The sequence below is a fragment of the Rhizobium herbae genome (assembly GCF_017873135.1).
Taxonomy (GTDB): domain Bacteria; phylum Pseudomonadota; class Alphaproteobacteria; order Rhizobiales; family Rhizobiaceae; genus Pararhizobium; species Pararhizobium herbae.
The window spans coordinates 968,673-982,667 of record NZ_JAGGJV010000001.1; the positions used below are offsets into that span (position 1 = coordinate 968,673).

A 13,995-nucleotide genomic window follows, 5' to 3' on the forward strand; every position below is an offset into this window, starting at 1 on the left:
AACAGCGGTCTCCAACATCAGCCTTGCAAAACAGCGTTAACGAAGGGGAAACGAACACCCGAATTCATGCGCTCCATGACACTTCGGTGACAATTTTACGACAAAACTGCACAAGGGAAAGTAGCATTTTACATGATGGAATTTTTATTAGCCGGAAAATGAAAAATGGAGCCGGCCACGGGAGCCGGCTCCATTCCAGGAAGCAATCAAAACCGCCATCGCGACGGCGGTTTGCGCAGGGTCAGATGCAATCGTGGAACAACTGCTTGGCAGCATCGAGCGTCAGCTCGACCGGATTGCCGCCCGCCGTCGGATCGACGATCGCCATGGCGGCCATCTCGTCGATACGGTCCGTGCCCACGCCAAGCGCCGACAGCTTGTCCGGAACGCTCAGTTCCTCCCGCAGCTTCAATACATAGTCATAGAAGCCGTCGAAGCCGCCGGCAATGCCCAGATAGGCCGCCGCCATACCGATCTTGCTCTCGATCGCCGGACGATTGAAGCGCAGCACCGGCGGCATGACGACGGCATTGGTCATCCCATGATGGGTGTTGTAGATGGCGCCGACCGGGTGCGACAGCGAGTGGATGGCGCCGAGACCCTTCTGGAAGGCGACGGCGCCCATGGCCGCGGCCGACATCATATGGGCGCGCGCTTCGATATCCGTTCCGTCCTTGTAGGCGCGGGGCAGGTATTCCTTGACCAGCCGCAGGCCTTCGAGCGCGATGCCGGCCGACATCGGATGGTAGAACGGCGAGGAATAGGCTTCCAGGCAATGGGCAAACGCATCCATGCCGGTGCCCGCGGTGATCACCTTTGGCATGCCGACCGTCAGCTCCGGATCGCAGATCGTGATCGCCGGCAGGAACTTCGGATGAAAGATCACCTTCTTGGTGTGTGTTTCGGAGTTGGTGATGACCGAGGCGCGGCCGACTTCCGAGCCGGTACCGGCCGTCGTCGGCACGGCGATGATCGGGGCAATGCCCTCGACGCTGGCGCGCGTCCACCAGTCGCCGATATCTTCAAAGTCCCAGACAGGGCGCGTCTGCCCCGCCATGAAGGCGACGCACTTGCCGAGATCGAGGCCCGAGCCGCCGCCAAAGGCGATGACGCCGTCATGGCCGCCCGCCTTGAAGGCCTTGACGCCAGCCTCGAGATTGACGTCGGTCGGGTTGCTGTCGACATCGGCGAACAACGCACGGCCAAGACCAGCGGCGTCGAGGATGTCGAGCGCGTTCTGGGTGATCGGCATGGGCGCCAGGCCACGGTCGGTGATCAGCAGCGGCTTCTTGATCCCCAGCGCCTTGCAATGGTCGGCGAGTTCCTTGATACGGCCGGCTCCGAACTTGATGGATGTCGGATAGCTCCAGTTGGCTGTGATGGTCATCGGTCAGGCTTTCTTCAGGTGATAGGATTTCGGGCGAGTCAGGTTCTGGAAGCCGATGACCGACAGCGAGCCGCCGCGTCCGGTTTCCTTGACGCCGGTCCAGCACAGCGCCGGATCGAGATAGTCGGCGCGGTTCATGAACACGGTGCCCGTTTCAAGGTCCTGGCCGATGCGGGCGGCGCGTTCGGCGTCCTTGGTCCAGAGCGAGGTGGTCAGGCCGTATTTGCAGTCGTTCATCAAGGCCAATGCTTCGGCATCGTTCTTGACCTTCATGATGCCGACGACCGGCCCGAAGCTTTCTTCCGTCATCACCTTCATGGAGTGATCGACATCGACGAGGACCTGCGGCGCAAGATAGGCACCGCCGTCGTCCTGTGGAAACAGCTTCGGATCGACCAGCGCCCTGGCACCCTTGGCAACGGCCTCGGCAGTCTGCGCGCGCACTTCGGCGGCAAAACGCTTGTGCGCCATCGGGCCGAGCGAGGTTTCCTGCTCCAGCGGATTGCCGAGCTTGTAGGCAGAGGCGAAGGCGACGGCCTTCTCGACGAAATCGTCATAGAGGTTTTCATTCACATAGATGCGCTCGATGCCGCAACAGCACTGCCCGGAATTGAACATCGCACCGTCCATCAACGTTTCGACGGCAGCGTCGAGATCGGCGTCTTCCATGACATAGCCAGGATCCTTGCCGCCGAGTTCGAGGCCAAGTCCGGTGAAGGTACCGGCCGCTGCCCGCTCGATCGACCGGCCGCCTTCGACGGAGCCGGTGAAGTTGACAAAGTCGAAGCTCTTGGCCGCGATCAACGCCGAAGTCGTGGCGTGATCAAGGAAGATGTTCTGGAACACATCTTCCGGAACGCCGGCCTCGACGAAAGCGCGCACCATGCGTTCGCCGACGAGGATCGTCTGGCTGGCATGTTTCAGGATGACGGCATTGCCCGCCATCAGCGCCGGAGCCACCGTGTTGATCGCGGTCATGTAGGGGTAGTTCCACGGCGCGATGACGAAGACGACGCCGTGGGCGACCCGCTCGATGCGGCGCTCGAAGCTGGCGCTGTCCTCGACGACGATCGGCGCCAGCGCATCGGCCGCGATCGCCGCCACGTAGTTGGAGCGTTCGTTGAAGCCACGGAACTCGCCGCCATAGCGGATCGGCCGGCCCATCTGCCAGGCCAGTTCCGGCACGACCTCGTCGACCATCTCGTTGAGCCGCGCGACGCCGGCCATGACCAGCTTGACGCGGTCCTCAATGGCGAGCTTCGCCCAGCTTTTCTGCGCTGCGCGGGCGCGGACAACCGCAGCAGAGGCAACAGCTGCATCTACCGCCGGACGTTCCGCGTAAACCTCCCCGTTCACCGGGGAAATACATTGGATCATGGTCATGATCATCTTCCTGTCTTGTCGTCTTTGAGAATGCTGGATGCCACGGACCGGCCGATGGCCTGACCGTGGCAGATAGAGTGCGACTGCACCCGAAATAAGGCGTTACGCCCGCTCGAATCCGCGTGCCACTTCCCAGTCGGTCACGCGGCGGTCGTATTCTTCCTGCTCCCATTCGGCAGCGCGAGTGTAGTGCTCGATGACGTCCTCGCCGAAGGCGTCGAGCAGCATCTTGGAGCTGTTGAGCGCAGCGGCCGCGTCGCGCAGCGTGCGCGGAATCTCACGGATGTTCTTGCCGCCATAGGCGTCGCCGACGAACGGTGCTTCCAGCTCCATCTTGCCCTCGATACCGGCAATACCGGCAGCAATCAGCGCGGCCATGGCGAGATACGGATTGAGATCCGAGCCGCCGACGCGGCATTCGATGCGGATCGCCTTGGTGCCTTCGCCACACAGGCGGTAGCCGGCGGTGCGGTTGTCCTTGCTCCAGACGGCCTTGGTCGGCGCGAAGGTACCGGCCACGAAGCGCTTGTAGGAGTTGATGTAGGGGGCCAGGAAATAGGTGATCTCGCCGGCATGGGTCAAAAGACCGGCCACATAATACCGCATCATCTCCGACATGCCGTATTCGGCTTCCTTATCGAAGAATTTCGACGTCTTGCCGTCAACGCTCCAGAGCGATTGGTGGATATGCGACGAGGAACCGGCCGCGTCGTAGTTCCACTTCGCAAGGAAGGTGATCGCCTTGCCTTTGCTCCAGGCGATTTCCTTGCAGCCATTCTTGATGATCACATGCCGGTCGGCCATGGTCAGCGCGTCGGCGTAGCGCACGTTAACCTCTTCCTGGCCGGCTGACGCTTCGCCCTTGGTGTTTTCGACCGGGATGCCGGCGCCCTGCAGACCGTTGCGGATCGCCCGCATCACATCCTCTTCCTTGGTGGTCTGGAAGATGTGGTAGTCCTCGTTATAACCGCTGACCAGTTTCAGATCGCGGTAGCCGCTCTCGCGCGCGGTGTCATAGCTCTGGTCGAACAGGAAGAATTCGAGCTCGGTCGCCATGAAGGCCTTGAGGCCCATGGCCTCGAGCCTTGCGACCTGCTTCTTCAGGATGGCGCGCGGCGAATGCGGCACCTCCTTGTGGGTGTGATGGTCGAGCATGTCGCAGAGAACCAGCGCCGTGCCTTCGAGCCATGGAATACGCCGGAGCGTCGAGAGGTCCGGCTTCATCGTATAGTCGCCATAGCCTGCTTCCCAGCTGGTCGACTTGTAGCCGGAGACGGTGTCCATTTCCATGTCGGTTGCCAGCAGGTAGTTGCAGCTGTGGGTCTCCTCCCAGGCGCTGTCGACGAAGAACTGCGCATGGAAGCGCTTGCCCATCAGTCGTCCCTGCATGTCCACCTGGCAGGCCAGCACCGTATCGATGCGGCCCTCGGCGACATCCTTTTTCAACTCTTCAAACGAATAGCTCGCGCTCATGATAAAAAATCCCGTGATTGACAGGAACGCCGCCGGTGCGCGCTCCGTTGGACGTGTTGCGGAAGCCGCCGACCGGGCGGCTTCCGTCTCGTCATGCTATGATCAGATCTGACCAACAGCCTTTTCGGCAGCGGCGATCTCCGCCTTGCGCGCGGCAATCATGTCGCCGATCGGCGGGCCCTTGAAACGCTTGTTTTCAAAGACGAACCAGACGATTGCCGTCAGCACGAAGAAGCCGATAGTAATTTCAAGCGCCCAATCGTTCGGCGGCTGGATACCGATATAAAAGATCAGCGCCATCGAGACGAGCGAGAGAACGCCGACAACCTTGAAGGCGCCTGCCCCCATGTTCCAGGGTCCCATGGCTGGCCATTTCGGCGTTCCGACCGTCACGATGCCGAGCGCGATCGGCAGGGCGAAGGACAGGAACAGGAAGATGACGGTGCAGGACACGACGATCGAATAGGCCGGCGTTCCTGCGATCGTGATTGCCGAGGTAAACCAGACGAACAGCACCGAGAGGATGGACCCCGTCCAGATCGCCGCAACCGGCGAACGGAACTTCGGGCTGACCTTGGCGAGTGCCGCCGAAGCCGGCAGGCCGCCGTCGCGCGAAAACGCGAAGATCATGCGCGAAACCGAGGTGACAGTCGCAAGACCGCAGAGGAACTGCGACACGAAGATCGCCCAGTAGAGGATGGTCTTGACGGTCGGGTTGACCTGCGCATCCATGGCCCAGAAGAAGACGTTCCAGCCCTGCTTGGCGGCGTCGTCCATGTTCGGGATCATCAGAACGAAGGCGCACAGCATGATGTAGCCGAAGATCGAGGACCAGATGACGGCCGAAACCATGCCGCGCGGCACGGAGACGGAAGCCTTCTTGGTCTCTTCGGATGTATGGGCCGATGCATCGTAGCCGGTGATCGTGTAGATCGGCAGAAGCAGGCCAAGCAGGAATGCCATGCCGCCAGACGTCACCACCGGCCAGACGGCGCTTGCACCTTCGGTACCGGTATAGTTGGCGAAGGTGAACAGGCGCGAGACCTCGAACGAGGACGCCGAGCCGAGGCAAACCAGCGTCAACGCGGCGGCGGCGGCGAAAATCAGGTAGCCGGACAAGTCGGTGAGTTTGGCCGTCAGACCAATGCCGAAATGGTTGATGCCTGCCTGCAGGGCGGTAATGACGGCCACGAACAGGACGCGGTCCGTGATCGTGTCCTCAATGCCGAACTGCGCACCGAATGCTCCGAGGAAGAAGTAGAAGGTGCCGACATTGATCGCGCCGAGCACTGTGATGAGCCCGAGCAGGTTCAGCCAGGCGGCAAGCCAGCCGGTGAAGCGGTTGCCGAGGATGGAACCCCAGTGGTAGAGACCGCCCGCCGTCGGATAGGCCGATGAAATCTGTGCCAGGCCAAGCGCGAAAAGGCCCGACATCAGGCAACCGAGCGGCCAACCGATGCCGATGGCAGCACCGCCCGCTCCCGAGGTTGCCTGCCCCAGCGAATTGATGCCGCCGGACAGGATGCAGATGATCGAGAAGGAAATGGCGAAATTCGAGAATGAACTCATCCGCCGTTCAAGTTCCTGGGCGTAGCCCATAGAATGCAGCACGCCCACGTCGTGCTTTTTGTCTGTTTCTGAATAGTCTGACATCTTTTTCCCCTGTATCGACCAGCCTCCGGCGGTATTGCCGGACGGCTGAAATGCCGGTGTCCATGGAAGCCCATGGACCAGTCTCCGCGGACATGCCGCTCCCCAGGTCTTTTTATTGCGACAGTGCGATCAGGCTTTCGCCCAAAACGCCTGTCAGATAATCGGCCATGACCTTTTGACCGATTTCATCCCGAACGAGATCGTTGCGGATCTCAATCATTACGTTGAGCAGGCCATTCTTCAAGCCATGCTCGATCAGTGTATGCGTCACCCCGTCGGCCGGTCCATAGGGCTCGTTCCGCCGCACGACGTAGCGTGTCGATTTTTCGGCCGCGGCCAGCATCGCGTTCGCCAGCCTGTGGTCGTCATCATGCAGGATGCCGATTTCAACGTCGCGCTGCTTGCCGTGATAGACTGGCGTGAACGTGTGCATTGTGACAAGCACTGGCGAGCGGCCATCGGCCTTGCGGCTGGTGATGAAATCCGAAATGCCGTCACGGAAGGGCACATAAAGCGCCTCGGTCCGGGCCTGTCGTTCTGTCGCCGAAATGGCGGCATTGCCGGGTATTTCGAAGACTTCACTGACGGGCGGCATGGCTGCCTCCGCCTCCGGCGGGCGATTGCAGTCGTAGACCAGCCGGGAAAAGCGCTGGTAAATCAGTGCTGCGTCAAGGCTTTGGACCAGCAGCTGCGAGACGGCGAGCGCACCGGGATCCCATGCGATATGGCTTTCAAGCGCAGCGGCGGAAAGACCGAGCGAACCCATGTTTTCCGGAAGGCGGCGCGACGCGTGTTCGCAGACCAGCAGCACCGGGCCTGACGCCTCGGCATTGTCCACTGCCACGGGCGAACCATCCGCCTCTGTCAAAAGTCCCGTCAACTCCGGTCCCCTTCCGGTTGCTGTCCGCCGCACTCATTTTCGCAAAAGTTTCGTGAAGCCGTGAAATCATGCGTGGAAACAACACTCGGACGACAAACCATGCCGTCAAGGCGGCCGTCATCGTTCGATACTGAAAAGAATTCTTCACGTTTTGACCTGTGTCAACCGGAATCTGAAACGATCTCTTCAAAAAATCAATTGACTCGAATTGTGACAGCGATGTTTACTCTGTCACAAAGCCGGCAGAGACCGGCCCAGGGGATCGATTTTGACCAACACTGCAGGCACCATGACGGTGTCGGATGTGATCAACGCCCACTTTGCCGTGCTCACCCGCGCGGAAAGACAGTTGGCAGCGACGCTTCTCGACAACTATCCGGTTTCCGGACTTGGCAGCATCACGACGGTTGCCGAGAACGCCGGTGTGTCGACGCCGACGGTCGCCCGCATGGTACAGAAGATCGGTTTTCGCGGATTTCCCGATTTCCAGCAGCGCCTGCATCAGGAGTTGGAAGCGACGATCTCCAACCCGATCAGCAAGCATGACCGCTGGGCCGCAAACGCACCGGGTACGCACATCCTCAACCGCTTTGCCGATGCGATGATGAACAACATGCGCGCCACGCTGGCGCAGCTGGAGACGGCGGAATTCGATGGCGCGGCGGCGATGATCGCCGATCGCAAGCGCAACATCTATCTCGTCGGCGGCCGTATCACCCGGGCGCTGGCCGATTATTTCTTCACCCATCTTCAGGTCATCCGCTCCGGCGTCACCCAGATCGCCTCCAATTCCAGCTCCTGGCCGCATTACGTGCTCGATATGAAAAAGGGCGACGTCCTGATCATGTTCGACATCCGCCGCTACGAGCAGGAAATGGAAACGCTGGCAAAGATCGCCCGCGAGCGTGGCGTCGAAATCATCCTGTTTACCGACCAGTGGAGTTCGCCTGTCGCCAAGTCGGCGCGACGCGTCTTCCGCATCCAGATCGAAGCGCCCTCCGCGTGGGACAGTTCGGTCGTCATCCTGTTTGCCGTCGAAGCGCTGATCGAGGCCGTGCAGAGTTCCATCTGGGATGAGACGCACGATCGCATGAAAACGCTCGAAGGCCTGTTCGATTCAACAAGGCTTTTTCGAAAGCCGCTTTAGGAGGAGTGCGAGGCAAGGAACGCGGCGCCGGCCTGGCCGGCGCAGAGGTGTCGCGAACCGCAATTCGAAAACAGCACAAGAGACGCTTGCACCTGAGCGGATTTAAATTTTGAAAATGAAATGAAGGTGTTCCGCCTGCGAACGTCTGGTCGCAAAGGGGACAACACCTGTCACATAAGCTTCATCGGACCCCAGTATCAGCTTCATCGAAGTTGACTGATATAACCACAAGGAGAAGACCAGTGATTTCACATATGCGCCGCCTGCTTTCGCTTTCGACCGCCATGGTCATGGCATCGACCGCCATCGCCGCCGCCGAGCCGAGCGCCGAGCTGATTGCCGCTGCCAAGGCAGAAGGCACCCTGACGACGATCGCCCTGCCCCACGACTGGTGCGGCTATGGCGCGGTCATCGAAGGCTTCAAGGCCAAATACGGCCTGACCGTCAACGAACTCAACCCCGACGCCGGTTCGGGCGATGAAATCGAAGCCATCAAGGCCAACAAGGACAACAAGGGCGACCAGGCACCTGACGTGATCGATGTCGGCCTGTCCTTCGGCCCGTCCGCCAAGGCCGAAGGCCTGATCCAGGCCTACAAGGTCTCTACCTGGGATTCGATCCCGGATACAGCCAAGGACGCCGATGGTTTCTGGTACGGCGACTATTACGGCGTCATGGCTTTCGAAGTGAACAAGGACCTCGTCAAGGAAAGCCCGAAGGATTGGGCCGATCTGCTGAAGCCGGAATTCGCCAACATGGTTGCTCTCGCCGGTGATCCGCGCACGGCAAACCAGGCTATCTCGGGCGTTTTCGCAGCTGGTCTTTCCAGCGCCGGCGGTGACGTTGCCAAGTCCGGCGAAGCCGGCCTTGCCTTCTTCAAGGAACTGAACGCCAAGGGCAATTTCGTCCCGGTCATCGGCAAGTCCGCTCCGCTCGCTCAGGGCACGACCCCGATCATCCTGCGCTGGGACTACAATGCCCTTGCCGACCGTGACACGCTGGCCGGCAACCCGCCGGTCGATGTCGTAATCCCGGCTTCCGGCGTCGTCGCCGGTGTCTATGTTCAGGCGATCTCGGCTTATGCTCCGCATCCGAACGCCGCCAAGCTCTGGATGGAATACCTTTATTCCGACGAAGGTCAGCTCGGCTGGCTGAAGGGCTATTGCCACCCGATCCGCTTCAACGATCTTGCCAAGAACAACAAGATCCCGAAGGAACTGCTCGACAAGCTGCCGCCGGCTGCTGCCTATGAAAAGGCCGTGTTCCCGACGCTCGCCGAACAGGAAGCCTACAAGGAAACGATCACCAAGGGCTGGGATACAGTCGTTGGCGCCAACGTCCAGTAAGACTGCCGCATTTCGGTCTTCCCGCGATCGCGCGGGAAGACCATTTTCCCTTTTCAAGAAACGGTTGCCGGATGAGCTCAAAACAGGCCATTGATTTGAAGAAGACGGCTATCGACTGGCTCGGCATCGCGCCGTTCCTGCTGTTCGCAGTCATGTTCCTGATCGCCCCGACGCTCTATCTCGTTACAGGCGCGTTCGTGAATCCGGCGGGCGAATTCACCTTCGACAACGTTGCCGGCCTGTTCACCGACAAGATTCTCGCGTCCTACTGGATTTCCATCAAGATCAGCCTTGCCTCCTCGATCGGTGGCGCGTTCATCGGCTTTTTCCTGGCCTGGGCCGTGGTCCTCGGTGGACTGCCCTCCTGGATCCGCTCGTCGCTCCTGACCTTTTCCGGCGTCGCCTCCAATTTCGCCGGTGTGCCCCTTGCCTTCGCGTTTCTCGCCACCCTCGGCCGCACCGGCCTGGTGACGATGCTGCTGCGCGACTGGTTCGGCATCAACCTTTATGCATCCGGCTTCAATCTGCTCAGCTTCATCGGCCTGACGCTGACCTACATGTATTTCCAGATTCCACTGATGGTGCTGATTATCACGCCGGCGCTGGATGGCCTGAAGAAGGAATGGCGCGAAGCCGCCGAAATCCTCGGCGCGACCAACACGCAATACTGGACGAAGGTGGCCATGCCCATCCTGTTTCCGAGCATCCTCGGCACGACGCTGCTTCTGTTCGCCAACGCCTTCGGCGCCATCGCCACCGCCTATTCGCTGACCGGATCGACCTTCAACATCGTGCCGATCCAGCTCTATGCCCAGATCCGCGGCGATGTCCTGCACAATCCGAACCTCGGCTACGCCCTGGCGCTCGGCATGATCGTCATCACCGGCATTTCCAATCTCATCTATATCTGGCTCCGCATGCGCGCCGAACGGTGGCAGAAATGAAGACACAAAAAATCGGTGCCTGGATCGCAGTCCTGTTCGGCGCCTCCTATTTCATCGTTCCGCTGATCGCCACGTTCGAATTCTCGTTGCGCATGCGTCGTGGCGAATATTCCTTCGACGCCTACCGCTCGGTTTTCTCGGACATCCAGTTCCGCGAGTCCTTCAGCTACTCGATCATGATGGCGATCCTGACGATCATCTTCGGAGTGTTGCTGGTCGTACCGACGGCCTACTGGGTTCGCCTGCGCCTGCCACAGATGCGGCCGGTGGTCGAGTTCATCACGCTGATGCCGCTGGTCATCCCGGCCATCGTCATCGTCTTCGGCTATCTGCGCCTCTATAATTCGTCCTCCTACATTCCGTTCACCGGCTCCGCCCGTGGCACCGACATGCTTTTGATGTTCTCCTTCATGACACTGTCGCTGCCCTATATGTACCGTTCGGTGGATACCGCCATGCGCACCATCGACGTCGGCACGTTGACCGAAGCAGCACAAAGCCTCGGCGCCTCGTGGCCGACCATCATGTTCAAATGCATTTTCCCCAATGTCATGAGCGGCGTCCTGTCCGGCGCCTTCATCACATTTGCCATCGTCATCGGCGAATTCACCATGCCGTCGCTGCTCAACCGCCCGGCCTTTGGTCCCTACCTGCAGCTGATCGGCGCCAATCGCGCCTATGAGCCGCCAGCGCTCGCGATCATCGCGTTTGCCATCACCTGGGGATGCATGGCTCTTCTTCAGCTCGTTTCCCGTTTCAGCAAATCGGCTCCTTCCAAGCCCTGAGGTATTGATCGTCCATGTCCTTTCTCGAACTCTCCGGCATTCAGAAGAGCTTTGGCCCCGTCCAGGTCGTCAAGGATTTCGACATGACTATCGAAAAGGGAGAGTTCGTCTCCTTTCTCGGCCCGTCCGGCTGCGGCAAGACGACCATCCTGCGCATGGTCGCAGGCTTCGAGACGCCATCGGCGGGAACGGTCGTCATCAACGGCCGCAACCAGAACGAACTGAAGCCGAACCAGCGCAACATCGGCATGGTCTTCCAGGCCTATGCTTTGTTCCCGAACATGACGGTGCACGACAATGTCGCCTTCGGCCTGAAAATCGCCGGCATGGAAAAATCGGCGATCGATGCCCGCGTCAAGGAAATGCTCGGTCTTATCCATCTCGGCCATCTCGCCGACCGCTTCCCCTATCAGATGTCCGGCGGCCAGCAGCAGCGCGTTGCCCTTGCCCGCGCGCTTGCACCAAAACCGCAGGTGCTTCTGCTCGACGAACCGCTATCGGCGCTCGACGCCAAGATCCGCGTCTCGCTGCGCGAGGAAATCCGCATGATCCAGCAGCAGCTCGGCATCACCACCGTCTTCGTCACCCACGATCAGGAAGAAGCCCTGTCGATCTCCGACCGCATCGTTGTCATGAACAGTGGCCGCGCCGACCAGATCGGTACGCCTTTCGACATCTACAACAAGCCGGCGACCCGCTTCGTTGCGTCCTTCGTCGGCACGTTGAACCTGATCGAGGCCAAGGTGGTTGATCCCGCAACCAACCGGATCGTCATTGGCGACCAGGGCATCACGCTGCGCGAACCCCTCGGCTCCACGGTCAAGGCCGGCGACACGGTTTCGCTGGCGCTCCGCCCGGAAGCAGGCTCGATTGCCGAAGGTGCGAAGGGCGACACGGCGCTGACCGGCGAAGTCGTCTCCAGCAATTTCTTGGGCTCCGTCATCCGCACGCGCATGAAGGTCGGCGACGCCGTCATCTCCTTCGACATGTTCAACGCTCCGGGCCGCAGCCCGCCGGCCGTCGGCGAGGTCTCAACGCTGCGCTTCACGGCAAGCGACCTGCTGATCATCCGCGAATAACAACCGGCACTGCGGAAAAATATGTTTCAGGCGACGGATTTTAAGAAAAAATCTGTCGCCTTTTTCATTGCGCGCGTCGCATGGCGCGTTTGACGCCCGACGGCCAACCTCTATAGTCGGCCTTGCACGTTCTCAGGGCGGGGTGAAACTCCCCACCGGCGGTAACGGAAGGCAACTTCCGGAGCCCGCGAGCGCTCCAGGTTTCGGCCTGGAGGTCAGCAGATCCGGTTGAATTCCGGAGCCGACGGTTAAAGTCCGGATGAAAGAGAGCAAGCAGATATGGAGGCCCCTATTTTCAAGGGGTCGCCGCGCCTGCGTGTTCGCCCAAGGGGATCATTGAAAAATGGCAACCTTGAAAGGCCAGACCGACATGACAATCGCTTCCCACCCCACCCAGACAATCGCCATCATCCGCGCCCGCTGGCACGCCGATATCGTCGACCAATGCGTCAATTCGTTTGTCGCGCAATGGGAAAAACTCGGCGGCAAGGCATCCGATGTCGAGATCTTCGACGTTCCGGGCGCACTTGAAATCCCGCTGCATGCCCAGACGCTGGCCCGGACCGGCCGCTTCTCGGCCATCATCGGTTCCGCCTTCGTCGTCGACGGCGGCATCTACCGCCACGATTTCGTCGCCGGCACCGTGCTTGAGGGCATGATGCGGGTGCAACTCGACACCGGTATCCCGGTTCTCTCCACCGTGCTGACGCCGCATCACTTCCAGGAATCCGAACAGCACATCCGCTTCTTCCGCGACCATTTCGTCGTCAAGGGCGTGGAAGCGGCGAACGCTTGCTCGCAGATTCTGGCAGCGCGGGCGCAACTGGCACTCGTGGCAGCGTGATCCAAGCCGTCAGAATATAATCTCCCACCGTCATCCCGGACTTGTTCCGGGATCCAGCAGCGCCGCGTCTGCGGTGCGAAAGACTTTTTTGTAAACAAGGTCCCTCGCCGCGCAGACGCGCGGCGGCTGGATTCCCGCCACAAGGGCGAGAATGACGAGAAGAGAGGATGCTGACAAGCCAACTTCACCGGCGGGAGTTCGCTGTAAATACGAAAGACCAAGAGCATCTTGTCTTTCGTGACCTGCTAAACGCCTATTGCCCGAGATTCTTCAGATAGATCGATAGCAGCTGCGTCTGCGAGGAGATGCCGAGCTTGCGGTAGACGTTGCGCCGGTGAACCTTCACCGTACCGGTGGAGATGCCCAGCCGCAGCCCGATCGATTCCGACGAATGGCCCTGCAGCACCAGTTCCACGATCGAGGCCTCCCGTTCCGTCAGGTTGAGATTGCGCCACACGCGGTCGGCCGCCGGATGGGCCGACTTGCGCCCACCCCTCTCCCTCTTGGCCAGCGCTGCATCGAAACGCCGACTGAGATCCGGCCAGGCATGGCGAACCAGACCGGCAACCACCGGTTCCGCTTTTTTCAGCAACGCGAATTCGGCAGCCGGAAACACACCCGACCGCTCCCGCCGCATCAGCGACAGGACAACCGTGATGCCCTCTTCCAGCACAATGAAGAAACCGATCTCTTCCGCCAGTCCGGTCTGCGTGTAGTAGCTGCGGAAATATTCGCTTGAGAAGAAGCGATCCGGGGCCAGTTCGCGCATCCGCCAGACCCCTGGTTTCGGCTCGCGCGCGGCGTGATAGAACGGATCGAGCAGGAATGGCCCGGCCTGATACAGGCTGACAAAGATCACATGCTCCTCCGGCGTGAAGGTGCTGTAGAGATCGATCGGCCGCTCCTTTTCGCGATAGGCGAAAATGACGGCATAGTCGAAACTCACGAGCGAGTGCATCAGCGAGCAGAAGACGTTGCCTGTCTGCTCGTCACCCGTGGACACTCCGCCGATCATCGGCCCGAGCGTTTTGAACAATGCCTCCAGATCAATGCCCATAGCTCATGTCCAGCCTT

At 60.3% G+C, this 13,995-nt stretch carries 12 protein-coding genes and 1 riboswitch; of the genes, 6 read left to right on the forward strand and 6 right to left on the reverse strand.

Going from position 1 to position 13,995, the window contains the following annotated elements:
• Nucleotides 1-241: 241 nt before the first annotated feature.
• The 5 genes from J2Z75_RS04760 to J2Z75_RS04780 form a co-directional block, all read right to left on the reverse strand.
• Entirely contained in the window at nt 242-1,387 is a 1,146-nt protein-coding gene (locus J2Z75_RS04760; RefSeq protein WP_209848361.1) for an iron-containing alcohol dehydrogenase, read from the reverse strand.
• A 3-nt stretch (nt 1,388-1,390) separates the two neighbouring features.
• Nucleotides 1,391-2,770, reverse strand: a complete 1,380-nt coding sequence (locus tag J2Z75_RS04765; protein ID WP_209848364.1) for an aldehyde dehydrogenase family protein — start codon at nt 2,768-2,770, stop codon at nt 1,391-1,393.
• A 102-nt stretch (nt 2,771-2,872) separates the two neighbouring features.
• Entirely contained in the window at nt 2,873-4,243 is a 1,371-nt protein-coding gene (locus tag J2Z75_RS04770; protein ID WP_209848367.1) for a glutamine synthetase family protein, read from the reverse strand.
• A 102-nt stretch (nt 4,244-4,345) separates the two neighbouring features.
• Entirely contained in the window at nt 4,346-5,896 is a 1,551-nt protein-coding gene (locus J2Z75_RS04775; RefSeq protein ID WP_209848370.1) for an amino acid permease, read from the reverse strand.
• Between the two features lie 112 nt (nt 5,897-6,008).
• Complete coding sequence (locus tag J2Z75_RS04780; RefSeq protein ID WP_209848373.1) at nt 6,009-6,776, reverse strand: N-formylglutamate amidohydrolase; 768 nt, start codon at nt 6,774-6,776, stop codon at nt 6,009-6,011.
• Between the two features lie 289 nt (nt 6,777-7,065).
• On the opposite strand from J2Z75_RS04780, the gene J2Z75_RS04785 reads away from it, so the two are divergent.
• The 6 genes from J2Z75_RS04785 (at nt 7,066) to J2Z75_RS04810 (ending at nt 12,921) form a co-directional block, all read left to right on the forward strand.
• On the forward strand, nt 7,066-7,923 hold the full coding sequence (locus J2Z75_RS04785; protein WP_209848836.1) for a MurR/RpiR family transcriptional regulator: 858 nt from the start codon (nt 7,066-7,068) through the stop codon (nt 7,921-7,923).
• Nucleotides 7,924-8,165: 242 nt separating this feature from the next.
• Nucleotides 8,166-9,269 (forward strand): ABC transporter substrate-binding protein, encoded by a 1,104-nt coding sequence (locus tag J2Z75_RS04790; protein ID WP_209848376.1) that lies wholly within the window; start codon nt 8,166-8,168, stop codon nt 9,267-9,269.
• A 71-nt stretch (nt 9,270-9,340) separates the two neighbouring features.
• Complete coding sequence (locus tag J2Z75_RS04795; protein WP_209848379.1) at nt 9,341-10,213, forward strand: ABC transporter permease; 873 nt, start codon at nt 9,341-9,343, stop codon at nt 10,211-10,213.
• A complete protein-coding gene (locus tag J2Z75_RS04800) occupies nt 10,210-10,998 on the forward strand; it encodes an ABC transporter permease (protein ID WP_209848382.1) in 789 nt (262 codons plus the stop codon). Before J2Z75_RS04795 ends, J2Z75_RS04800 begins: the two co-directional genes overlap by 4 nt.
• Before the next feature lie 14 nt (nt 10,999-11,012).
• Nucleotides 11,013-12,077 (forward strand): ABC transporter ATP-binding protein, encoded by a 1,065-nt coding sequence (locus J2Z75_RS04805; protein WP_209848384.1) that lies wholly within the window; start codon nt 11,013-11,015, stop codon nt 12,075-12,077.
• Nucleotides 12,078-12,201: 124 nt separating this feature from the next.
• A riboswitch (FMN riboswitch) is annotated at nt 12,202-12,352 on the forward strand.
• A gap of 95 nt (nt 12,353-12,447) precedes the next feature.
• A complete protein-coding gene (locus J2Z75_RS04810; RefSeq protein ID WP_209848839.1) occupies nt 12,448-12,921 on the forward strand; it encodes a 6,7-dimethyl-8-ribityllumazine synthase in 474 nt (157 codons plus the stop codon).
• Between the two features lie 253 nt (nt 12,922-13,174).
• Here the strand turns inward: J2Z75_RS04810 and J2Z75_RS04815 are convergent, their stop codons facing one another.
• Nucleotides 13,175-13,978, reverse strand: coding sequence for a helix-turn-helix transcriptional regulator (locus J2Z75_RS04815; RefSeq protein ID WP_209848386.1), 804 nt, complete (start codon nt 13,976-13,978; stop codon nt 13,175-13,177).
• Nucleotides 13,979-13,995: the final 17 nt, after the last annotated feature.